This is a genomic window from Salinimicrobium sp. 3283s (assembly GCF_039602225.1).
GTDB classification, from domain to species: domain Bacteria; phylum Bacteroidota; class Bacteroidia; order Flavobacteriales; family Flavobacteriaceae; genus Salinimicrobium; species Salinimicrobium profundisediminis.
This window is the reverse complement of sequence record NZ_CP143631.1, coordinates 3,495,255-3,517,818: the sequence shown is the minus strand read 5'-3', so window position 1 is coordinate 3,517,818 and position 22,564 is coordinate 3,495,255. Positions and strand designations below refer to the sequence as shown.

Genomic DNA, 22,564 nt, shown 5'->3' with positions numbered 1-22,564 from the left:
AAAATGAAGTATAGGATAGAAACCATTATCGTCACTCTTTCAATTCTGCTATTCCTGCAAGGGTGTAGTGTGAAAAAATTTATTCCGGAAGATAAACTCTTATATACCGGTGCCGATCTGGAGTTACAGTCTGACGATCCTATTGAGCAGAAAAAGGATCTAAAGAACCAGCTTCAGGCATTGATAAGCCCAGATCCTAACTCAAAGATCCTGGGCTCGCGCATAGGTCTGTACTTCTACTATAAGGGACAGAAGGAAAATCCGGGTTTCATCAACAGGTTTTTGAGCAAAAAGTTAGGACAGGAACCTGTATATCTTTCAGATGTTGACCCGTTTCAAACAGAAAAACTTCTAAAGAACAGGCTGGAGAACAGGGGCTATTTTTACAGCCGTGTAAATCATTCTGTCAACGAAAATGAAGAAGACAAATTAGCTCATATAAAATATACTGCCGTCCTGCCGGAGAACCCTTACATCCTGGAAAATTATCAGATGGATACGGATAGCCTCAAAATTTACAGGGAGATTGAAAACACCTTATCAGAATCTCTTCTACAGTCGGGTGAGAAATTTAATCTTTCGCTCTTAAAAGCCGAACGAGAACGTATTGACGCCGCTCTAAAGCGCCAGGGCTATTACAATTTCAGCTCAAATTTTCTCATTTTTGAAGCCGATACAAATCAGTATGACCGCAAAAAATTCGATCTTTTCTTAAGGCTCAAGGAAGAAGTCCCACCTGCAGGAACAAAACCCTACATCATCAAAGATGTAAATGTATACCCCAATTACGTTATAGGAACAGATTCCCTGGAACGTGACACTACAAGATTTAATGAAAGAAGTTACATACAGGATAAGGTTTTCTTTAAACCCGAAAAGCTGGATCCTTTTATACTCCTTCACGAAGGAGAACTCTATTCTCCCGAACTTTCGGGTAAAACAAGCAGGAGGCTTACTTCTTTAGGCACCTATAAATTTGTAAATATTCAATACGATGAAATAGATTCTATCGCTACAGACAGTGTAGGATATTTAACTGCAAATATTTACCTCTCGCCTATGAACAAAAGGGCTATACGGGCCGAGTTACAGGCAGTGACCAAATCAAATAATTTTGCAGGCCCGCATCTTACTGTTACTTACACCAACAGGAATCTTTTTAAAGGAGGGGAAATATTGAATGTCACCGCAAAAGGAGGTTATGAGTGGCAGCTTTCAAAACAAAACGATATTGGGAACAGCAGTACCGTATTAGGCCTGGAAACAGCCTTAATTAGCCCCAGGATGTTATTCCCTTTTATTAATATCAGGAGTAACTGGTTTGATTACTCTATCCCAAAGACCAAACTTGCCTTTGGGTTTGAATATCTAAACCGCAGTCAGCTTTTCAGCCTGTTTTCGGTGACCGGGAACTTTGGATATGTCTGGAAGGCCAACCGGTTTATTACTCATGAGCTCAATCCCTTATCTGTAAATTATTCCAATCTAAGCAATACCACTAAAGCTTTCGACGACATACTCGGTGAAAACCCCTTTTTGAAGAGTAGTTTTGATCAACAATTTATTGCAGGACTCACTTATTCTTTTACTTACAACGGAATGATCGATGAGCTGGAGACGCATCAGTTCTATCTCAATTCTAATCTTGAAGTAGCAGGAAACCTCCTTGATTTACTTAGCAGTGGAGCCACCCCAAGAAAGTTCCTGGGTATGGAGTTTGCCCAGTTTTCTCGTATTGATGCCGATTTTAGATATCATTTTAATTTCGCCCCGCAGCAGACACTTGCAGCAAGGTTGTATGGCGGAATTGGTATTCCCTACGGAAATTCGGAGGTCATGCCCTTCAGCCGGCAGTTCTATTCAGGTGGGCCTTACAGTGTGAGGGCTTTCCAGATTAGAGGCCTCGGTCCCGGTTCTTATGACCCCGAAGGGGATGGAGTTCCCTATTATGACAGGATGGGAAACCTGCGGTTGGAAGCGAATGTAGAGTATCGTTTTCCTGTTTACCAATTCCTCAAAGGAGCTGTGTTTGTTGACGCCGGAAACGTTTGGAATACTGAAGAAAACTATGTTGAGTTAGATGAAAAACCCACAGAACAGCAAACCTTACTTCTTGAAAAAGGCGTTTTCGGGAAAGATTTTATCAGCGAACTGGGGATAGGTACGGGGATAGGATTGAGAATAGATATTCAGAATTTTGTGATCAGGTTTGACCTTGCCGCACCGTTACATACCCCATGGCTTGCAGAAGGAGAACGCTGGGACTTTAAAATCAGTGAACCCGTATTCAACTTTGCGGTGGGATATCCTTTCTAATGTTGTTTCTTAGATCCAAAGCACAAATCTCCCGCATCACCAAGTCCGGGAACTATGTATCCTTTTTCATCTAGATTTTCGTCAATAGTAGCTACCCATAGATGAGAATTTTCGGGAAAACTTTTTTCTAAATATTCAATTCCTTCCCTTGCAGCTATGACAGATACCAGGTGGATTTGCTTCGGTTTTCCCATTTTTTCAAGTGCCTGCAAGACATTGACAAAAGATCGGCCGGTAGCCAGCATTGGGTCGGCCAGGATCAACGTTTTTCCTTCAAGTGAAGGGGAGGCAAGATATTCTACCAGGATCTCAAATTCTTCATCATCATTAGGATGATGGCGATAAGCTGAAATAAAGGAATTATCTGCAGCATCAAAATAGTTGAGAAGGCCGGTATGAAGTGGCAGGCCAGCTCTAAGAATGGAGCAAATTACCAGCTCTTCCTTGTGCAGGGGCACATTGGCTGTTCCCAGAGGCGTTTGAATTTCCTCTTCCTGAAACTTCAGGTTCTTACTAAGTTCATATCCAAGGATCTCTCCTAATCTTTCAATATTCCTTCTGAAGCGAAGCCTGTCGGTTTGAATATTTACATTCCGAAGTTGAGCAACAAATGTATTGGCGATAGAATTCTTTTCGAGTAGATGATGAACGTGCATAAAATTGGTATCTGTATGAAGGAAGCCAAAGTTATAAATTTTTACACCAAATCCTTTCATTTTATAAGGTTTGAAAAAGGGGATTTTGAGACAGGATTTTTCTGCGGCATTTTCTCTAAAGTCTTTTTTAATAAGCCATTGTGCCTTCTACAGGTTACTGCGTGGTTACCTGATTCAAACAAAGGTTTTTTATTGTATATTTAGATTCATATTCCATTGATTTACAATCATTTTTAATTTAATCGTGTTTAAAATGACTGAAAAAGAAAAATTTTTAAGGGAGGTGAACAACGCCTACGAGAATTGGGATGAACAATTTTTTATGGAGCGTATTACTGACGATATCTATTGGGAAATTGTAGGGGAGAAAGATATTTCGGGTAAAGCTGAATTTAAGGAAGTGCTTGATCGTATGAAAGAAATGCCTCCTGTAGAAATCGATGTTCAAAATGTCTTTTTAGACAACCTACACGGAATTGTTAGGGGAGTGGTAGTGAGTAGGAACAGGCTGGGCCAGAAGAAACACTACGGATTTTGTGATATTTATAAATTTGCTGAAGGTGGGGAAAAACTTCGTCTTTCGGGCATTACCTCTTATGTGATAGATATAAGCCGGCATATCCAGTATAAAGAGAACTGTTAATAGAAAGAGGCTGTCTAAAAAGCTATACTCATAAAGCTGAAATTATTTCAGGTGTTTCTGTATTTCAAAAGAAAATAACAGATCCTGAAATGTCTTCCGAAGCATGGAACAAGAACTTTTTAAACAGCCTTTCAACTTTATTTATCTGAATCGTTCCTGGTTTTTTTTGAAGGATCCTGGTACTTCTCGGCTTTTTCTCCTTTGTACACGGTATCGGTTTGTGATGCTATATTGTCATTTGAGTTGGCCGAATCCTTAGGCTTTCTTTCCTGTTCCACGTCCTGTGGTTTATTTGTTGTGGGGTTGAATTTTCGGTCATCCTCACCAGGAACGTCGAGATCTTCGCCCGCATAGTCTATTGGCTCTTCCCTGTCTTTAAAGTAATCTCCCTTTTTTTGATCCTGGCTCTGGTTGTTAAGCACATTTTTATCTTCGGGGGTAATGTCCGGGTTATAATTACTTCCTTTATCGCGGGTCATATCTTCCCGGTTATTTTTAGGTTGTTCTTCTTTCTTTGTCATAATTATAATTTTATTTTAAATTACAGATAATCTTATTTTTACCCCATCTTTGGCGGTTAAAATGCCGTTAAATTTTAGTGGGCACAATTATAGAAAGTTGATATACTTCTATTTTTGGTTAAGTTTTTGATATTTGAATGCTGAAGAATATACCGGAGATGAAAAAACTATTATTACTTGTTTTCTGTCTGGCCTTTCATGTGAGTCAGGCTCAAATTGATAATCCTACAGCTCCCACAAAAGCTCCGGGAGAACTTATGGCTCCCAAAACCGGAAGTGAATCATCATCTTTAAAAAGATCTTCAGGGAATCACAGCCTTAGCTCAAAAAAGGGAATTTTGGCAACCGAAAGTGAAGCCATGAAACTGGGAAAAAAAGAAGAAAAATCTTTCAACATGAGAACAGATCAAAATGGACTCATGACCTTTAAAGGCAAAGACTTTACTCCCAAAGCGTTTACTAAAGATAAAGAGGCTCTTGAAGAATTCCGAAGAGATCAATATTTGGGAGATTTTAAAACTACAGGAGTTTTTGTGGAATTATACTGCCGTGACCATGAATATGTAGACGGCGACAAGGTAAAGATCTCTGTGAACGGGGTAGTGATTAACAGGAATATGTCTCTTGGCGCAACCTACACTCCAATAATGGTGAAACTGGACAGCGGTCTCAACAATATTGAATTTGAAGCTCTTAATCAGGGTACAAGTGGTCCAAACACCGCCGAACTCCGCGTCTATGACGATCAGGGGAAGGAAGTGATAAGAAAGGAATGGAACCTTCTTACAGGTTCTAAAGCAAACCTGGTGGTGGTAAAGCAATAGGGCTTACTAAAGATTTCCCTGAAATAGGTTGTAAATGTTAAAACCAAACAGTACCAGGATAGAAATAAGGGCTAAGACTGTGGGGATAGGAATATTTTTTACGTTGAATTTTATATAGAACGGGGGTTTTTGATCTTTCTCTTTTCGTTTTTTATGCCTTAGGTTCAATAAGGCAATATTCACCATTGCGAAAACAATAAAAATAAAGATATTGCTAATGCTTGCAACTACCTTAAGGTTTCCAATCAACCCAAATCCTATGGCCACTAAACTAATGGCAATAATTGCATAATTTGGGGCATTCCCAATTCCCGAAATAGTGGTGAACTTTTTGAGCCAGGATTTATCACTGTCTCTGGCCACATCGTAAAGCAGCCTTGACGTGCCCAATATATTACTCAAAATAGTTTTACTGGTAGCAAAGAGCGCTATGATCACCAGAGATGTTGCGGCCCATGCTCCCAGTTTTGCTTCAATAACTGCGGCCAAAGGTCCGTTAGAATTTGATAACTGCTTCCAGTCGAGCACACTTACAGAGCTAATTGCGATCAACACGTAAACCAGGAGTACAATAAGGCCGCTCATGATCACAGCCTTTGGCATATTCTCTTTTGGGTTCTTTGTCTCTTCGGCCATTTTCACAAGGTCTTCAAAACCTATATAACTAAAAAAGATGAGGGCGCCACCGGCAAAAAGGCTGGTCCACCCGCCGCTGTTAGTTTCCAGGAGAGGAGTAGTGCCAAATTCAGGAATACTCACCACGACCACTGCTGCCAATCCTATTAATGTCACTATTGTGGCAAATGCATTAAAATAGGAACTGTACTTTGCACCAATAATGTTGAAAAATCCCATTAAGAGTATAATGCCAATTATCAGGATCCAATTAGGAACATCTACAAGTCGGCTTAAGTAATCTGCAAAACTTATGGCTATGGCTGCAGCAGCTACGATTCCTGTAAACACTATAAAAATAGACATCGAAAAAGCCGTTTTTTTCCCCAGTCCCTGTTTCATGTATTCAAAACTTCCACCAGAATCGGGATATCTACTTACAAATTCGGCGTATGAAAGTCCTGTGAGCAGCGCCACTGTGGCTGCTATTACAAAACTCAGCCACAACATATTGCCACTAAGACCGGCAGCTTTACCTATAATCGCATAGATACCTGCACCTACAATTCCGCCCACGCCAAACATGAGCACATCCCAAAATCCCAGACTTCTTTTTAGTTCTTTTTCTGCCATTGTGTTATTTAAAATTTTTCAGGTAGTAACTAATATAAATTTTCATTTAAACCGGCCTTCAGGTTTAACACGAACTAAACAAAAACCTAACAAACTTTAAGCTGAAGCAGCAATAATACAGGCTATTACAAGGAAATAAGGAACGAAATGAATAGTATTTTTTGTAAATTAGAGAGAAAATCAATTACTATGAAAAAAGTTCTTATTGCGATAGATTATAATCCCGTCTCAGAGAAAGTAGCACAAAAAGGATATGAACTGGCACAAAATCTCAATGCCGAAGTATGTTTATTACATGTACTTGATGATGTAGGTTTCTACGGAACACAGTATCCTACTTTTATGGGGTACGACGGCTATTCAGGCATGGGGCCTGACCTTGATGTAGCGATGGAAATGAAGAACATAGCAGAAGAATTTATGAATAGTGCGAAGAAGCATTTAAACGACCGGCAGGTAAAAACCCATATAGCCGAAGGTCCCACGGCTAAAACTATTCTTAGTTACGCCGAAGAGTGGGGAGCTAGTTTACTGGTTATGGGCACCCACAGCCATTCGGTTCTCGAAAAACTTTTTCTGGGCACAGTAGCCGAAAAGATACTGGAGAAAACAGAGATACCGGTTTATCTGGTACCGGTAAAGGACAAAGCTAATTGAGAAATCTAAGACTTTGAATTATTTCTTATGCTTAAAAAACAAAAAGAAATGATAACTTTGTGTCCTAGTGCGAGTTTTGAAAAATACTGGTAATCTTCTTCTCCAATTTTTCCAATTTTGTTTTTAAACTTCACCTAAAAATTTTATATTCAATTTTAAAATCCAATTAAACCGCTAATGGCAAAATCACAACAGACGTACAACAAGATCGAAAAAGAAAAGAAACGCTTGAAAAAGCGCGAAGAGAAAAAGAAAAAGAAGGAAGAGAGAAAAGCAAGTGGAGATTCTGTCTCTGAATTTGCGTATGTAGATGAATTTGGAAATCTAACGGAGACCCCGCCAGATCCTTCTCAAAAAATCGAAGTTGACGCTGAAAGCATTGAAATTGGAATTCCGAAAAAAGAAGATTCAGACGAAGAAAACGATTTTAGTAAAGAAGGGAAAGTTTCTTTCTTTGATCACTCCAAAGGCTTTGGTTTTATTCTTGACAGCACCACCCAGGAAAAGTATTTTGTACACGTTACAGGTCTTATAGATGAGATCGACGAAAATGACAAAGTAACTTTTGAACTGGAAAAAGGACCAAGAGGAATGAATGCTGTAAGAGTAAAAAAGATTTAAAAAAATCCCTTTTTTGGAAGGTATAAAAGAGCGGCAGTAAATATTTACTGTCGCTCTTTCTGTTTTTATGATTTTAACCAGCTGTGGCGTAACTCCATTTGTTCCCCGTTAGGGTTCATGATCTCTACAAGGCGTTTACCTGTAGACATGGGTTCCACTACTTTGCCTTCGATTTTCAGTTCTTCACCACCTCGTTCCACAACAAATTCTATAGCATCACCAACAGACCATTTTGCAGCATCTCCAATAAGATCATATACGTTTTGAACATTATAGGTCTTCCCGTTGACAGATTTTATCACATCTCCGCCCATAAGATCCAATTCTTCAAAAAAGGTGCTTAATTCCACATCATCACGTAGTACAATCTCTCCATTTTCATTTACTGTAATAAATGGGGTAGAAGGATCTTTTAAGAAATAATCTACAGCAACCTGTCCCTGCCGCATTTCCAGGCCTACTCTTGTAAAGAATTGATCATAGGGAATAGGCGTTGTGCCGCTCACATAAGTGTTCAGGAATTCTCCAATTTCGGGATAAGTAAGTTCAGTAATAACCGGGAATAGTTCTTCATCTTCAAAAGGTTTATCCTTACCATACATTGTGGTAAGTTGCTTCATAAGATCAAGCAGCCCCATTTCTCCATTGCTCAATTCGCGCAACCTTATATCCAGGGCCATTCCAATAAGAGCTCCTTTTTGATAAACGTTATAATAGCTGTCTTTATATTCATCTTCCAGAATATTACGACTCATCTCAGTAAAAGACATACTGTCGTCAAACCTTTGAGATACCGCTATCTTTTCCTGTATCCTATCGTAGAAATCCTGGTTTGAAATAAGCTTCTGCTTTACCTGGAAAAGGTTTGCAAAATATTCGGTAACCCCTTCGTAAAGCCACAGATGCCTTGACATTTGCGGATCGTTGTAATCAAAATAATGAACTTCTTTAGAATGTACTCCCAGCGGGGTCAAAATATGGAAGAATTCATGAGAAACTATATCTTTAAGAGACTCGTCAAGGCTTTCTTTTTCCATTTCTTCAGGCATAACCACAACAGTAGAGGTGTGGTGTTCAAGCGCTCCAAACCTGGCAGCATCGCCATCACCAGGGGTGGCTGAAAGGTAAAGGAGAATCGCATACTTGTTGGTATCATCAATCTCGCCCAGAAAATCTTTTTGTGCCGTGATCATTTTTTCCATTCCAGGTTTAAAATCCTGTGCATTGAACTTCTTTGTAGGCGAGTACACGTGCAACAGCACATCCATTTGATCTACTTTAAAGCTCACAGTATCTGGTGCCGCGTACATGATAGGGTTATCGGTCACTGCAAAATACCGGCTGGCACGAAAGATATCCTTAGTTACTCCCGGCTTAATTTCTGAAGATTGAGCAAGATCAAAAGCACTTCCTGCATAAAGATCGTTTGCTCTAATGATCTCCAGTTGATAAGGTTCTTCGGTAAGATCATTAAAGTACCCTACAAAGCCGTGAAGATTCAGAAGAAAGTTTTTTCCTTCATTGATGTTTGTTCCGGCCATAGAATATATGCCACCTTCCCCTGAAACGTCAAAAGTATCATTCATCCAGTAGGTTACTTTATCAAGCCTGGTGGCGTTTGAAATGCCCCAGCTGTTCTCGTCATAAACCGTTACAGGCAATTCATTTCCTTTGTGATCATAAGCCTTGAGATCTTCGGCATAGGCGCCATAATTGGAAGTAGAGTAGGTGCCGGGCACCATTTTAGGAATGTAGAAAATTATGGTTTCGGTATTTATTTTGCCGGGGTCTACAGTCACCATGACCTTGTCATCTTTTACATTAACCAGGTCTAAAGTGGCAAGAACAGGTTCTTTTTCAGAAATTGTAGATTGTGAAGTTTTGCATCCCAGCGCGAAAGCTGATATCGCCAGAGCATAGACTATTTTTTTCATTAAGTTTTTAATTTATAAATAAGACTTGTCATTTAGTGAAACGTTACAAAGAAGAACGAATTGCTAAAACTACTCAATTATAGGTTCAGGCTTAATAAAGACCATTATTTATGATATTTATCATGTAAAAGCTAAAAAACTCATTTTTTCTGAAAAAATAAGACAGGAAAACAATAAATTTAAAGGAGTAAATTTTAGTATCGAAATCCGGGACAAATGTGTAATCGTCATGCTCTTCTTCAAAATTTTCACCGGAATTCTCTCATTCTCTTTCCTTCTTGTTTCATTAAAATCTTAAAAGATGAAAATTTACGATGAAAAACACATCAAAAATGTAGTTCTTGTTGGCGCTCATAACAGCGGTAAGACTACTTTGGCAGAGACTATGTTATTTGAAGCCGGCTTAATAAACAGGCGGGGTACTGTAGAAGCTAAAAATACAGTATCAGATTATCATGACATTGAACACGAAAAAGAAAACTCGATCTTTGCTACCCCGCTACATACCGAATGGCGTAACTACAAGATCAACATCATAGATACTCCGGGACTTGATGATTATATTGGGGAGATCATTTCTTCCATTAGAGTGGCAGATACCATAGTTACTGTTCTTAACGGCCAGTATGGTGTAGAAGTTGGCACAGAGATTATCTGGAACTACATTAAGGGCTACCACAAGCCAACTGTGTTTGTAATCAATCAGATTGACCATCCGGGGCTTAATTTTGAGAGTAGCTTTAACAGCGTAAAAAGCCTGGTGGGTAATGGGGCAGTTAAAATCCAGTATCCGTTGATAAAAGACGGGGCTCAATGTATTATTGACGTGCTCAAGATGAAAATGTATAAATTTTCTTCGGAAGGAGGAAAACCCGAAAAATTTCCTATTCCTGAAGATCAACAATCCACAGCTCTTGCCCTGCACAATGAATTAGTAGAAAAAGCGGCTGAAAATGACGAGGAATTAATGGAATTATTCTTTGAAAAGGGCACACTTAACGAAGATGAAATGCGAAAAGGAATAAGGGCCGGTATGCTTAATTATGACCTTTTCCCGGTCTTCTGCACCTCTGCATTAAATGATATGGGAAGTGGAAGACTCATGGGCTTTATTGATAATGTGGCCCCCGCAGCAATAGATCTTAAACCCGAAATAAGTGTAGAAGGAAAAGAAATCTCTCCAAAAAGGGCAGATTCCCCTGTGCTTTTTGTTTTTAAAACAGTACATCAACCAAACCTGGGCCAGGTAACCTTTTTTAAAGTAAAAAGGGGGGAAGTGAAAGTAAATGATAAGCTGGTGAACTCCAGAAACGGAGAAACAGAAGTTCTCAACCAGCTTTTTATTATGGATGGTAAAGAAAGAAATCCTATTCAAAAGCTGGTGGTAGGCGATATAGGAGCCACTTTAAAACTGAAGCATACCGAAACAAATGACACTCTTGCTGCTTCGGAAGAAGGAATTACGATAAAGCCGATAAATTATCCGCAACCACGGATAAAGAGGGCTGTAGCGGCAGTAAATACAAAAGATGAGGAAAAGCTGAGCGAGGCATTAAAAAAGATACACAGTCAGGATCCCACCGTAGATATTTCTTTTTCCAATGAATCCAGACAGTTGATACTATCCTGCCAGGGCGAACTTCATCTAGCTACTATAGACTGGCTGCTTAAAAATATTTATGGTGTGGAAGCCAGTTTTGAAAAACCGAAAATTGCTTTTAGAGAGACCATTCAGCGTTCTTCGGCTTCAAACTACAGGCACAAGAAACAATCTGGTGGTTCTGGGCAGTTTGCAGAAGTACATCTAAAGATCGAACCCTGGGAGGAGAATATGCCCGAACCTGAAGGTTTTAACATCAGAGGAAAAGAAGAGATCGATCTTCCGTGGGGTGGAAAACTGGTGTTCTATAACTGCATTGTTGGGGGGGTGATAGATCAACGCTACCTTCCATCGGTAATGAAAGGGATCATTGAAGTAATGGAAGAAGGGCCTTTAACAGGTTCATACATCAGGGATGTACGTGCTATGGTCTATGACGGAAAAATGCACAGTGTAGATTCCAATGATATTTCTTTTAAAATTGCTGGGGCTCATGCCTTTAAAAAGGCATTTTTGGATGCAGATCCCAAACTACTGGAACCTGCTCTTGATCTCACACTGAAGGTGCCCGAAGAAATGGTGGGCAATGTTATGACCGAGTTACAAAGCAGGCGTTCCATTATTCAGGGAATAGAAAGTGCAGACCATTACCAGGTTTTAAAATGCGTGGCGCCCGAAACTGAATTATTTGGATTCTCAACCGAACTTAGATCCCTTACAAAAGGAAGAGCCACCTTTAGTACCAGTTTTAACGGATATCAGCCCGTTCCTGCTAACATTCAGGATCAATTGACCACTAAGGAACTGGTACAATAACAGTTTAAAAAATTAAGAGGTGAAGTATTAAATTCTAAAAACAATTTCTTTTCAACTTTTTATATTTAATTCACCTGAATAACAGGCAACTACCCCATGGTTTTATGTGGCTTTCTGAAAAATATACAAACCTTATTTTCAGAAGAAAAGGGAATAATTAAGGTTGATATTCTATTGAAAATGAGGGCTTATTAAGAGCCTCGGTAATTTTACTTACTTTTAAAAAATATAATGTACAATTAATGAAAGCAGAAGAATTACAGGGGCAATTAGAAGAAATGAAAACCTACATAGCGTTTAAGACTCAGAAAAATCCTGAAATTTCTAAAGCACCGGTAGGCTGGCACCTCGCACATAGTTTAAAAGTGATACATTCTATTCTTAGTTCTCTTGATATATCAGATCCTGCTCAATATAGAAAGACCTTCAGCTGGAAAAAGGAACTGGTTTATCTCACAGGAAAAATTCCCAGGGGGAAAGCCCGGGCCCCAAAAAAGGTAATTCCGGAAGATAATATTTCCGAAGAAGAGCTGCGGGATCAAATATTCAAAGTCAGCCGTAAGATCACCGGGATTTCAAAGCTGCCTAAAAAAGCCTTTTTTGAGCATCCATATTTTGGGCACATCAAAAGGGATGAAACGGCAAAGTTCCTTGTAATCCATACTGAACATCATCTTAAGATCATTCGGGATGTGGTTGGCAGCAAGACAAAATAATTTTCCCGATGTAAGAGGTATGTGAACAAAAAAGCAGCCTCTCAAAAATGGCATTTTTGAGAGGCTGCTTTGGGAATAAATCGTACTTAATCCCTGAACTGTGGTTGCAGTTCCTCATCTTTTAGATGCTTGGCATAAAAGCCCATCATGGCCTCATAAAGGTCAATCCGGTTTTCTTCTTTTCCGAAGCCGTGGCCTTCACCATATTTCACCATGTAGGGAACGTCTACACCTTTAGCCCGAAGCGCTCTCACAATCTGGTCTGACTCATCAATGTTAACCCGCGGATCATTGGCACCCTGTACCACGAACAAAGGCTTCTTGATCTTGTCTATGTGGAACACGGGCGAAACTTCATCCATAATGGCTTTTTCTTCAGGCACATTTTCGTCATACCAGATTTCCCTCAAAATCTTCTCATAAGGCTTCCAGTAAGGAGGAATGGTTTCCATAAAGGTGAAAAGGTTAGAAACCCCAACATAATCCACACCCGCAGCGTAGAGATCGGGAGTTTTGGTAAGACCTCTTAAAACGGCATATCCACCGTGGCTACCGCCATAAATAGCGGCCTTATCGGGATCTACCCAGCCCTGCGCAATGACGTATTTTAATCCATCTTCCACGTCATCCATGGCTTTTCTTCCGATTTGTTTAAAACCTGATTCCATAAATTCACGACCGTAACCACCCGAGATCCTGAAGTTCACCTGCAGGGTTGCGTAGCCACGGCTGGCAAACAATTGCGCCTCGGGATTAAAGCCCCAGGAATCCCTTATTCCCTGCGGACCCCCGTGAGGATTGACAATTACGGGCACCTTTTTACCGTCAACAGCAGCTTTTGGGAGCGTAATGTAACCGTGTATGGTTTTGCCATCCCGGCTTGTAAAGGTAATTGGCCTCATTTCGGCCATATCTTCTGCCTTGAGCTGGGGCATAAGGTTGTACAGCAGTTCAAAATTATCCTGGGCTACATCATAAGACCAATATTCGCCATACAATTTATCACTTTGTAGAAAAACCAGGTATTTTGATTCGTCATCGGTTTTGTCGGCTATTGAGTACTGCTTATCGGGAAATTCGCTGGTGATTCGGTTGTGCAGTTTTTTATAGTAGTCGCTAATGGGAACAATTTCCCGCTTTTCCCCTTCAAAAGTGTAGTAATCGAGTTCATAATTACGGTGACGTGAAAGGGAAACTCCTGAAATATCATAATTGTCGTTTGTAAACAACTTTTTGATCACCTTATCTTCCTTAAGGTCATACAGGTAAACTGTGTTTTTGTCGGTTTCAAGGTTTGAAACCACATAGGCATCATGTGGATAATCTGTGGCGTAATTTAAAGTCGGATTAAAAGTGTCTTTCCAGTTGATTTGCTTAACTATTTCAAACTCCTTACTATCCACATCTTTTTTGTAGTAAAGATCCATATTAACACCTTCACGTAGACGTACAAAGCCTCTCAATGTACCATCTTTATCAAAGAGGTAGTTCATGATAGGATTTGCGATATCATCATTGCTGTAAAGCTTTTCAAGGTCACCTGTCTCGATGTTAACCTTGTAAGGTTCAAAAACCTGCGCATTCTCTTTGTTCATGGAGACGATAACGTAATTTTTGTCATCTTTTAAAAGATCGAGGATTTGGGTTTGAACACCTTCAAAAGGGGTGAGATCCATGGTATTGGAGCCATCTACATCTGCTGCATACAAATGATAATTCTCGTTTCCGCCTTTATCCATCACATAGAGTAACCTGTCTTCATTAGCCCAGCCATAGCCCCGAACCAATTCATCCTCCTCAACAATTGCCCGGGTGATCTCATTTGTTTCCAGGTTTTTTACAAAGACATGGTTCTTCGCATTTTCATCTTTTTCCCGGTACGACATATACTTGCCATCGGGTGAAAATTGAAAAGAACTCGCCTTTGGTTTGGCAAAGTAGTCTTTCACATCATATTTGTAGTTCCCCTGGTCGTAAGCCGACAGCTGCTCCAGTTCTTTTTCTGAAGAAGGCAGGGTAGGGTCCCCGGGAACAGTTTTCTCTACCTTGTTGAGCACCAGTGGAAATTCCTGTCCCGCCTGTTTAAAGGTACCATTTATAGTTTCCCCCTCAAGGGTACCGGTATAAGTAGCCCCAATTTTTGAATAGGAGAGGACCATCTGATTATTTTCGAGCTCAACCTTATCGAGAGGTAAACCAAATGCCCCCTGTAATGGGCTATCCATAGTGCCCGAAAGAGAGTCGTTTTCTTTTGTGATGTCGAATTTAAGCGGTAATTCAGTTCCCTGAACGTTTAATTTTCCTTCCCAGGTTCCTGTAATTTCCTGAGCCTGAATTCCATTAATTCCGGTGACCACAGAAAATATAAGAATAGAAGACATTTTTAATAATTTGTTTTCCATGTTTATACAATATCGGTTAGTGCGGATAAATTAGTTCTTTTTTAGGAACTATAAATAATCCAATGAAGTCATTTTATTCACAAGGGAGTTTTACGGACATTATATTATTTGTCCATGAAGGTATTTGTAATACTTCAATCTTAAAATGATAGCGGAGTTCCCGTTAGCTCTTTGATTGGAGCAATTGCCATTTACTCATCATGATGTGGCGTCGTTTACTAAAGGCCGTTGTACCTGGACAAGGCAGAAATATTTCCAGTTTCCTATAAACTTCCCAGTTATATAATTGCACTATAATTTATATTATGTAAAATAGAATATTTAAGAAATATATTATTTCACCTCTTTTCCCTATTCCTCCCGTTTCTATTAATTATAATTGTGTGCAGTGTTATGCCTTTAAATTTCTTTATTTTAGTCTTACCGACTTAAATAAAAATCATTCAGGATCTTTCTTTACAATCTGGCCGTCGTAACTTATCTGATCCCTTTGTGAAGATGTTACTGATGTGTTCGTATTCCCATTCGAAAAAATAATTATTCTAAAATCCATGTTCTCACTTTCATTATTTCCGCGGAAAAAGATCCGAACCTGATTCTTTCCTGGTTTCTCCTCGATTTCCAAATCTTTTAAAGGCCCATCGTATTCAATTGCTCCTGAAGAACCATAACCACCCCCAAACTGCCTTTCTCCAAAGAAAGGTAAAAATACTTCTACACTATCTTCTTCAAAGGTAATGTGGTTTGGGTTTCCAATAAGATTGACTCTACTATATTTAGCAGGATTTGCCCAATCATTTTCGATCTTAAAATCAAGATTTTGCACCTTCTCCAACATTTGTCTGTATTCAGCCGAAGTTTCACTACTCCTGTTCGAGCTACCACAGGCAACCAATATTAAAGCCAGAAATAGCAATAAAAACCGTCTTTTCATAATTACATTTATTTTTTAAAATTAAAATACAAAATTTTAAAGGTTCATAGCCAATTTTTTGTATTCCTTCTAATCCTTTTGTTGTAAAGTTAAAGTCTTCTCAAATATGCTGAAATTAATATTCTCTTGACAGCATTTAAGAAATATAAACAGGACATTAAGGTCTGTAAACGGGGGCCTTTAGAGGACAAATCGAACTGCTATGAACATTGAAAAATTAACTGTATTTGGGGCCGGAAAGTTTGGAGCACGGTTAGCTTTCCACATTGCCTACCAAAACATTGATGTAACTGTATATGACCGTGATTATGGACTATTGGAAGAAGCCCGAACCCGGTTTCGGGAATTTGCCGATTATTATGAGCAAAACTTCGAGGCCTCAAAAGAAAATGTAGAAGCTGCACTGGCCAATATTGCCTATTCTATGGATATTACAGAAGCGGCTGGTAATGCCCATTTAATCATAGAGGCTGTTGCTGAAGATCTTGCAGCCAAAAGGAACTTTTACAGGGAACTTCAAAAAACAGCTCCCAAAAATGCCATTTTTGTGACTACTTCTAAAGGTTTAGATCCCGAAATGCTGGCCAGGATTTCCGGCCGGCCAAATAAATTCCTAACCCTCCACTTCACCGGAAACTTAAAAGAAATTTTATCCATAGAAGTTATTAGCTTACCCAACACACGCGAAGATATCTTAAGTTCTGTAGTACAATTCTCTGAAGATATTGGTATGGAAGTGCATGTCCGGCATCTTGAACAACAGGATTAAAATATAAGAAGCCCGGTCAACAACCGGGCTTTTCAATTCAGCAATTTCTTTTTTTTACTTTACCTGCTTTCTGGGATTATCGGTAACTGTATTTTCTTTTACGGCGTTCACCTCCCGGTTTTTGAGTTGTTCCTTAAACTCATTAATGATTCCACCTTTAAGCAGCACCTGGATTTGCCTGTCACTCATGCTGTGCCTGGTCTCAATTTCTATATTCTGGCCATTTTTCTTATTGATCACCACCCGAATATTGTTCCTGTTCTTCACGTCTTCACGCAAATTTAAAAGGCTTACTTCATCTCCCTGCTCAATCTTGTCGTAGTCGGCAATATCAATGAATTCTAATGGCAATATTCCGAAGTTCACCAGGTTTTGCCAGGCAATTCGGGCATAAGAATTTGCGATCACCGCGATTTGCCCAAGATATTTTGGTGCAAGTGCCGCATGTTCCCGGCTCGACCCCTGTGCGTAATTGTCCCTGGCAACCACTATATGTCCGCCATGACTTTCTTTTGCTTTTTGCGCCCTGTCGTAAAAAGTATCATCAATTACCGAGTACGAGAACTTGCTTATTTCGGGTAGATTACTTCTAAAAGGAAGTACTTCTGCCCCTGCTCTTAAGATCTCATCGGTAGAGATGTTATCGCCCATTTTCAGCAAAACAGGTACATCACAGGCCTCTCTTAACGGCTCAATATATGGTAAAGACTTAATGTTAGGCCCTTTTTTAAGCTCTACCTGCGATCCATCTTCTGCCGGTGCAACCAGCATCATGGTATTGATAAGCTCTTTTTCGGGAAATTCATATTTGGGATACTTCATACCGTAAAGCTTCTCAAGGTCACGCGGATCTGTGATCTTTCCTGTTAATGCTGAAGCCGCTGCAGTTTCTGGACTACACAAATATACCTGGTCATCTTCAGTTCCCGAACGGCTCGGGAAATTCCGCGGCATGGTTCGTAAACTAATGGTATCTGACGCCGGCGCCTGCCCCATACCTATACAACCCATACAACCCGATTGATGGAATCTCGCTCCTGCTGCAATGAGTTTTTCAAAACCTTTATTGGCAATTAAATTCTGTATTACCTGCCTGGAAGTGGGATTAACATCAAAAGACACTTCTTCCTTTGTAGCCTTACCGTCTACAATAGCTCCTGCCACCCAAAAATCCCGCACTCCGGGATTCGCCGATGATCCTATCACCACCTGCCCTATTTCCATACCTTCTACCTCTCTTACAGGAACAACGTTCCCGGGGCTGGTTGGTTTGGCTATAAGCGGAATTAGATCGTCCAGTACAATTTCGTCTTCCAGGTCGTAAGAGCAACCTTCATCGGCAACCAGTTCGATCCAGTCTTCTTCCCTGCCCTGACTTTTCAGAAATTTCCTGGTCATCTCATCACTTGGGAATACTGTGGTTGTTGCACCCAATTCGGCTCCCATATTGGCAATCACATGCCTGTCCATAGCGCTCAATTCTGCCAGGCCGGGACCATAATATTCTATCACCTTCCCTACTCCACCTTTCACATCATACCGGCGAAGCATCTCCAGGATCACATCTTTAGCACTCACCCAGTCGGGCATTTTTCCGGTGAGCTTTACTCCCATTACCTGTGGCATTTTTACAAAATAAGGTTGGCCCGCAATTGCTGCAGCCACATCAAGGCCGCCTGTTCCTATAGCAAGCATTCCCAGAGATCCGGCTGCGGGCGTGTGGGAATCTGATCCTACCATGGTCTTTCCGGGTTTTCCAAAACGTTCCATATGTACAGGGTGGCTCACTCCATTTCCCGGCCTGCTGTACCAGATGCCGAATTTTTGCGACGCCGATAGCAAGAAAGCGTGATCATCGGCATTTTTAAAGTCGGTTTGTAACAGGTTGTGATCCACGTACTGTACGGCGACTTCAGTCTTTGCGCGATCTAGCCCCATGGCCTCAAGTTCCAGTTGCACCAGGGTTCCTGTAGCATCCTGCAGCAAAGCCTGGTCTATTTTGATTCCTATCTCCTTTCCCGGCGACATTTCGCCCTTCAGAAGATGTTCTTTAATTAGTTTTTGAGTAACGTTAAGCTTAGACATTTTTCGAAGATTTTATTCCTTTTAAATTATCAAATTTCCTACGGAATGGTGGGTGGTTTAACAATATCTTATAGTTCAGGTTCTTAACTTTTATTTTAAAATAGAAAAGGACTACCCGAAAAGCATCTTCCATATACGTTTGCCGGAACTTTTAAGGCTCATTAGATCCTAAAAATTGAAGCCAACGCGAAAATACTTCAGGGAATAGTCCCGTCCTGCAATCAAAAACCGCCACAAGGCTTTTGCAAAAGACCCGTGGCGGCAACTATTTTATTATGTGCTGTTTCCTAGAGGTTTGGGTTGCTTCCGCCTTCCCCGGTATTTCCTAATTTCACTATCAGGTCTTTTTGCTGCCCTTCAGAAAGATTGAATTTTGGTTTTCCTTTGTAAGGAAAGAAGTATCTAAATTCTTTCATGTAAGTCCTCCAGGTCTCGCCCATGCCACGATTCTTGTTCTCACTACCTGTATCGGCTCTCTTAATATCATCACCTTCGGCGTCATAAGGAGTAGCTTCAACAGTATTTCCGGCGAAGATCATTCCTTCATTAATTTCAGAATAGATCACCGCTGTTTCGCCCGTTTTTGAAGGGAAATCTGTGAGGTTTATTGAAAAGTGCTTAAATATGTCATTTTTGGAGTTGATATCGCGCACATTGAAATCGAGGTTTGCATTATTAACCGGATGGCTAAAAATAGGTGCCCCCCCTGCATCTTCAGAAATTTCTTTAAGCGGCGCATAAGTTTTTTGCAGCGCATCTTTATGGGTCACAAGGATCCCTTTGATCTTATAACCTTCTTCTACCAGGTGCCTGATACCTTCTTTGGCTCCCTGCGCCGTAGTATCTATAAGGAGCATATCCTGCCTGTTCAAATGCCTTATAGCGTACCCCTGGGCACCATTTTCCATTTTAATAATAAAAGTATCGGGAATCATTTTATGAAATTTTCCCGCTTCAGCTTGTTGAATAAATTCGGCCGACTGGCTGCTAATAACTTCCTTCTTATCTACACTCTTCATTTAGTTCTGGTTTTTGGATTCAATTAAAGATACAACTGCACCCAAAATCGTCCAAAGCCCTTAAGAGTGTTTAACTGTGGTTTCACAGTTAATTAACGACAGGCTGTAAGCGTAGAATCTGCCGTGCCCGCTCAATGAAAACCGGTTAAAGAAGAAACTGTCATTACCTGTCAAAAAAGGCATTCCAAAGCGGTCTTTAATTAGCTGGACTTCCCGATATTCAAGGGCAAACTCTTCTGAAACTCTTTTTTTAAGCTGCTCTTTTACTTCGGAAGAAGAGGCTTTAAAAATGGCATTTTTGACACCTGAGCCTCTATTTTTTTCTGCGGAAGTTAGGATGTAATCTGAAGTTATTTCTGAAGTAGTGTGGTAAGTATGGTTTTCAATTTCCACTTCGCCTGAAGCAGTTTTTAAAGTGAGTACCGCAATTTCACATTTTTGGGCCAGCCAGTTAAGCTGGCGTGGTAAATCATGCTCCCGTTGATGAGCTTTATATGCGGCTTCTTTCATGCTCCATAAAAGCCATACCTTCTTATCGGGATTTACTGATGTGTGGATAAGCTCCTGCTCTGATGATGAAAAGGCCTTGTTTAAAAAACCTTTCCGGCGCCAGTTACTTTGCCGCGCCGCCAGTTCCAGGTCAACCACATCATTCCCTATCACTTTTCCCGCTGTTTGGTTTTGATGATCTCTACAGCATCATTCACTGTGAGCATATTGTCCATAGAATCATTATCAATGGCGATATTGAATTCATCTTCCACATCAAGCACTATGTCTACAAGGTTAGCCGAATTGATCTCCAGGTCTTTTATAAAATCTGTATCCTTACTAAAATCCTGAAATGCCAAATCATTCTGTACATAAGGTTTCACGATTTTTTTAAGGCAGTAAATAATTTCTTTTGTTTCCATTTCTTATGGTTCAAAGTTTAAAGTTTAATGTTCAAAGTTTTCTGACCACTTTCTTCTATTCTTGGAATTTGGTGCTTGTAATTTTGATCCAGACCTCACAGGTTTCAAAAACCTGTGAGGTCTTTAATTATTCTTTCCTGAGCCCCTTTGGATTTGGTGCTTGTAATTTGAATTTTTAAATCATCTGAATTTACTAAAAATTGCCACGGCATTGACATCTCCAAACCCGAAACTTGCTTTCGCCACGAGATTTACCTCTCTAAAAAGGGATTTCTGCGGAACTTTTTCCCGGCTGGTGATCTCTTCGATTTCCGGATGCAGGTCTTCAGAGTTTTGATTTCCGAAGATAAAATCTTCAGAGATCTGGAGAATACTCGCTACACTTTCCACACTTCCGGCAGCGCTAAGGCAATGGCCTGTCAGGCTTTTTAAACTATTGATATACGGGAAATCTATTCCTTTCAACTCAAGGGCTTCACTCCAGTTTTTCACTTCTGTAGCATCCATTGAGGTTGCGGTGAGGTGACCGTTTATGGCATCCAGTTCGTCACCTCTTACTCCGGCGTCAAAAATGGCATTTTTGATACATCTTTTTACGCCTTCAGAATTCGGGGCCGTCATAGAACCTTTATTCCTTTGTCCGCCACTGTTTATATGACCTCCAAGAATTTCAGCATAGATCTTCGCGCCTCTCTCCAGCGCCGATTCCAGATCTTCAACAACCAAAGCTCCCGCCCCACTCCCGGGAACAAAACCCGCCGCCGATTCGCTCATGGGTCTGGATCCGGCTTCAGGATGGTCATTGTACTGGTGTGGCAGGATCCTCATGGCATCAAAACCGCCCCACACATAAGGGCCGCTGTCGCTACAACTTCCTGCCAGGATACGTTTGGCCTTTCCAGCCCGTATTCTGTCAGCAGCCATTAGAATAGCTTCTGTTCCTGTAGTACAGGCCGAAGAATTCGTGGTGACCTGGTTACCGCAAGCCAGCTTGCTGTTGAGATAGGCACTAATCCCGCTGGCCATGGTTTGGATGACACTTGTACTGCCAAGACTGCGGGTGTTTTTGTCGTCAATTAAATGGATCGCTTCGCGAAATTTATCAACTCCCAGGATCCCGGTTCCAAAAATGATCCCATTATCCCAATCTGTTTCTGCTTCGGGGCCTAGCGGTAAGCCGGCATCTTTCCAGGCATCAACACCCGAGATCACTCCGTAGAGGATGCCGCTGCTGTTAAGCCCCCGAAGCTCCAGATTTGTGAAATATTCCTGCAACATTTCCTCCGGAATTTCAGGCTGCCCGGCAATCTGGCACCTGAACTTCAGGCGCTCCAGTTCCGGCTGAAATCTAATTCCGCTTTTACCGTTCTTGAGCGCTTCAGAAAATGCGGCTAAGCCCACACCATTTGGCGCAGCCACGCCCATACCTGTAATTACTACCCTTCTGTTCATTCAGCTTTTATCATTCCTGAAATTTCCCCTCTGCATACGAGCTTTTCTTCAGCATTAAACATTTGTACTTTACACTTCAACTTATTAAACCTAAAATAGATCTTTTCAGAAACTACAGTCACTTTTTCCCCGGGCTGCACCGGCAAAAAATAATCTATTGATGCATTTGATAAAGCCACACCAAAACTTCCCAACTCTTCATTCTTCAGCAGAAAAATTCCGAGGCAAACTACGCCAATTTGTGCCATACATTCGGTAAGGATCACTCCCGGAGTCACCGGATTATCTTTAAAGTGCCCCCTGTAAAATTCGGCATCTTTCTGAAAAGTATAGGTGCCTAAAATGCCATTTTCAGACACTTCTTTTAGTTCATCAACAAACAGAAAAGGTTCAGAATAAGGAAGTAAATTTATAAGATATTCAAAGTTCAAAATTCA

At 40.6% G+C, this 22,564-nt stretch carries 20 protein-coding genes; 8 read left to right on the top strand and 12 right to left on the bottom strand.

The features are described from left to right. The first annotated feature begins 3 nt into the window (after positions 1-3). On the top strand, positions 4-2,316 hold the full coding sequence (locus VS868_RS15595; protein ID WP_345598628.1) for a BamA/TamA family outer membrane protein: 2,313 nt from the start codon (positions 4-6) through the stop codon (positions 2,314-2,316). Here the strand turns inward: VS868_RS15595 and upp are convergent. Next, positions 2,313-2,972, bottom strand: coding sequence for a uracil phosphoribosyltransferase (gene upp / locus VS868_RS15590; protein WP_266068326.1), 660 nt, complete (start codon positions 2,970-2,972; stop codon positions 2,313-2,315). The genes VS868_RS15595 and upp overlap by 4 nt on opposite strands. A gap of 253 nt (positions 2,973-3,225) precedes the next feature. Here upp and VS868_RS15585 point away from each other — a divergent pair, with 253 nt between their 5' ends. After that, positions 3,226-3,615 carry a nuclear transport factor 2 family protein gene (locus VS868_RS15585; protein WP_266068236.1) on the top strand — a complete coding sequence of 130 codons (390 nt, stop codon included), beginning with the start codon at positions 3,226-3,228 and terminating at the stop codon, positions 3,613-3,615. 137 nt (positions 3,616-3,752) lie between these two features. Here VS868_RS15585 and VS868_RS15580 read toward each other — a convergent pair whose 3' ends face one another. Further along, entirely contained in the window at positions 3,753-4,136 is a 384-nt protein-coding gene (locus tag VS868_RS15580) for a hypothetical protein (protein ID WP_345598627.1), read from the bottom strand. Positions 4,137-4,294: 158 nt separating this feature from the next. On the opposite strand from VS868_RS15580, the gene VS868_RS15575 reads away from it, so the two are divergent. After that, positions 4,295-4,960: a hypothetical protein gene (locus VS868_RS15575; RefSeq protein WP_345598626.1), complete on the top strand. Its 666-nt coding sequence runs from the start codon at positions 4,295-4,297 to the stop codon at positions 4,958-4,960. 6 nt (positions 4,961-4,966) lie between these two features. On the opposite strand, the gene VS868_RS15570 is transcribed toward VS868_RS15575, so the two are convergent. Continuing rightward, entirely contained in the window at positions 4,967-6,208 is a 1,242-nt protein-coding gene (locus VS868_RS15570; RefSeq protein ID WP_345598625.1) for an APC family permease, read from the bottom strand. Positions 6,209-6,397: 189 nt separating this feature from the next. On the opposite strand from VS868_RS15570, the gene VS868_RS15565 reads away from it, so the two are divergent. Beyond that, positions 6,398-6,865: a universal stress protein gene (locus VS868_RS15565; RefSeq protein WP_266068240.1), complete on the top strand. Its 468-nt coding sequence runs from the start codon at positions 6,398-6,400 to the stop codon at positions 6,863-6,865. A gap of 177 nt (positions 6,866-7,042) precedes the next feature. Beyond that, a complete protein-coding gene (locus tag VS868_RS15560; protein WP_266068241.1) occupies positions 7,043-7,486 on the top strand; it encodes a cold shock domain-containing protein in 444 nt (147 codons plus the stop codon). 65 nt (positions 7,487-7,551) lie between these two features. Here VS868_RS15560 and VS868_RS15555 read toward each other — a convergent pair whose 3' ends face one another. Then, positions 7,552-9,420 carry a peptidase M61 gene (locus VS868_RS15555; RefSeq protein ID WP_345598623.1) on the bottom strand — a complete coding sequence of 623 codons (1,869 nt, stop codon included), beginning with the start codon at positions 9,418-9,420 and terminating at the stop codon, positions 7,552-7,554. Positions 9,421-9,721: 301 nt separating this feature from the next. On the opposite strand from VS868_RS15555, the gene VS868_RS15550 reads away from it, so the two are divergent. Both VS868_RS15550 and VS868_RS15545 read left to right on the top strand, forming a co-directional pair. After that, positions 9,722-11,836: an elongation factor G gene (locus tag VS868_RS15550; protein WP_345598622.1), complete on the top strand. Its 2,115-nt coding sequence runs from the start codon at positions 9,722-9,724 to the stop codon at positions 11,834-11,836. 242 nt (positions 11,837-12,078) lie between these two features. After that, positions 12,079-12,552 (top strand): DUF1569 domain-containing protein, encoded by a 474-nt coding sequence (locus tag VS868_RS15545; RefSeq protein WP_266068244.1) that lies wholly within the window; start codon positions 12,079-12,081, stop codon positions 12,550-12,552. 86 nt (positions 12,553-12,638) lie between these two features. Here VS868_RS15545 and VS868_RS15540 read toward each other — a convergent pair whose 3' ends face one another. Next, entirely contained in the window at positions 12,639-14,954 is a 2,316-nt protein-coding gene (locus tag VS868_RS15540; protein ID WP_345598621.1) for a S9 family peptidase, read from the bottom strand. A gap of 439 nt (positions 14,955-15,393) precedes the next feature. Continuing rightward, entirely contained in the window at positions 15,394-15,888 is a 495-nt protein-coding gene (locus VS868_RS15535) for a DUF4251 domain-containing protein (RefSeq protein WP_345598620.1), read from the bottom strand. Positions 15,889-16,090: 202 nt separating this feature from the next. Between VS868_RS15535 and VS868_RS15530 the strand changes: the two genes are divergently transcribed. Next, positions 16,091-16,657, top strand: coding sequence for a 3-hydroxyacyl-CoA dehydrogenase NAD-binding domain-containing protein (locus tag VS868_RS15530; protein ID WP_345598619.1), 567 nt, complete (start codon positions 16,091-16,093; stop codon positions 16,655-16,657). A gap of 54 nt (positions 16,658-16,711) precedes the next feature. Here the strand turns inward: VS868_RS15530 and VS868_RS15525 are convergent, their stop codons facing one another. The 6 genes from VS868_RS15525 to VS868_RS15500 all read right to left on the bottom strand — a co-directional run bounded on the left by VS868_RS15525 (position 16,712) and on the right by VS868_RS15500 (position 22,558). Continuing rightward, entirely contained in the window at positions 16,712-18,742 is a 2,031-nt protein-coding gene (locus tag VS868_RS15525) for an aconitate hydratase (protein ID WP_345598618.1), read from the bottom strand. Positions 18,743-19,029: 287 nt separating this feature from the next. Continuing rightward, complete coding sequence (locus tag VS868_RS15520; protein ID WP_345598617.1) at positions 19,030-19,761, bottom strand: hypothetical protein; 732 nt, start codon at positions 19,759-19,761, stop codon at positions 19,030-19,032. Between the two features lie 60 nt (positions 19,762-19,821). Next, on the bottom strand, positions 19,822-20,424 hold the full coding sequence (locus tag VS868_RS15515; RefSeq protein WP_345598616.1) for a 4'-phosphopantetheinyl transferase superfamily protein: 603 nt from the start codon (positions 20,422-20,424) through the stop codon (positions 19,822-19,824). After that, entirely contained in the window at positions 20,421-20,675 is a 255-nt protein-coding gene (locus VS868_RS15510) for a phosphopantetheine-binding protein (RefSeq protein WP_345598615.1), read from the bottom strand. The genes VS868_RS15515 and VS868_RS15510 overlap by 4 nt, the downstream gene beginning before the upstream one ends. 180 nt (positions 20,676-20,855) lie before the next feature. After that, the gene (locus VS868_RS15505; protein WP_345598614.1) at positions 20,856-22,127 is read right to left on the bottom strand and encodes a beta-ketoacyl-[acyl-carrier-protein] synthase family protein; all 1,272 of its coding nucleotides are present in this window, start codon (positions 22,125-22,127) and stop codon (positions 20,856-20,858) included. Continuing rightward, positions 22,124-22,558 carry a FabA/FabZ family ACP-dehydratase gene (locus VS868_RS15500; protein WP_345598613.1) on the bottom strand — a complete coding sequence of 145 codons (435 nt, stop codon included), beginning with the start codon at positions 22,556-22,558 and terminating at the stop codon, positions 22,124-22,126. The genes VS868_RS15505 and VS868_RS15500 overlap by 4 nt, the downstream gene beginning before the upstream one ends. Positions 22,559-22,564 lie beyond the last annotated feature (6 nt).

Excerpts from the sequence above, each read along its gene's own strand:
- VS868_RS15595 (WP_345598628.1), top strand. The coding sequence starts at position 4 with ATGAAGTATAGGATAGAAACCATTATCGTCACTCTTTCAATTCTGCTA.
- upp (WP_266068326.1), bottom strand. The coding sequence starts at position 2,972 with ATGCACGTTCATCATCTACTCGAAAAGAATTCTATCGCCAATACATTT.
- VS868_RS15585 (WP_266068236.1), top strand. The coding sequence starts at position 3,226 with ATGACTGAAAAAGAAAAATTTTTAAGGGAGGTGAACAACGCCTACGAG.
- VS868_RS15580 (WP_345598627.1), bottom strand. The coding sequence starts at position 4,136 with ATGACAAAGAAAGAAGAACAACCTAAAAATAACCGGGAAGATATGACC.
- VS868_RS15575 (WP_345598626.1), top strand. The coding sequence starts at position 4,295 with ATGAAAAAACTATTATTACTTGTTTTCTGTCTGGCCTTTCATGTGAGT.
- VS868_RS15570 (WP_345598625.1), bottom strand. The coding sequence starts at position 6,208 with ATGGCAGAAAAAGAACTAAAAAGAAGTCTGGGATTTTGGGATGTGCTC.
- VS868_RS15565 (WP_266068240.1), top strand. The coding sequence starts at position 6,398 with ATGAAAAAAGTTCTTATTGCGATAGATTATAATCCCGTCTCAGAGAAA.
- VS868_RS15560 (WP_266068241.1), top strand. The coding sequence starts at position 7,043 with ATGGCAAAATCACAACAGACGTACAACAAGATCGAAAAAGAAAAGAAA.
- VS868_RS15555 (WP_345598623.1), bottom strand. The coding sequence starts at position 9,420 with ATGAAAAAAATAGTCTATGCTCTGGCGATATCAGCTTTCGCGCTGGGA.
- VS868_RS15550 (WP_345598622.1), top strand. The coding sequence starts at position 9,722 with ATGAAAATTTACGATGAAAAACACATCAAAAATGTAGTTCTTGTTGGC.
- VS868_RS15545 (WP_266068244.1), top strand. The coding sequence starts at position 12,079 with ATGAAAGCAGAAGAATTACAGGGGCAATTAGAAGAAATGAAAACCTAC.
- VS868_RS15540 (WP_345598621.1), bottom strand. The coding sequence starts at position 14,954 with ATGGAAAACAAATTATTAAAAATGTCTTCTATTCTTATATTTTCTGTG.
- VS868_RS15535 (WP_345598620.1), bottom strand. The coding sequence starts at position 15,888 with ATGAAAAGACGGTTTTTATTGCTATTTCTGGCTTTAATATTGGTTGCC.
- VS868_RS15530 (WP_345598619.1), top strand. The coding sequence starts at position 16,091 with ATGAACATTGAAAAATTAACTGTATTTGGGGCCGGAAAGTTTGGAGCA.
- VS868_RS15525 (WP_345598618.1), bottom strand. The coding sequence starts at position 18,742 with ATGTCTAAGCTTAACGTTACTCAAAAACTAATTAAAGAACATCTTCTG.
- VS868_RS15520 (WP_345598617.1), bottom strand. The coding sequence starts at position 19,761 with ATGAAGAGTGTAGATAAGAAGGAAGTTATTAGCAGCCAGTCGGCCGAA.
- VS868_RS15510 (WP_345598615.1), bottom strand. The coding sequence starts at position 20,675 with ATGGAAACAAAAGAAATTATTTACTGCCTTAAAAAAATCGTGAAACCT.
- VS868_RS15505 (WP_345598614.1), bottom strand. The coding sequence starts at position 22,127 with ATGAACAGAAGGGTAGTAATTACAGGTATGGGCGTGGCTGCGCCAAAT.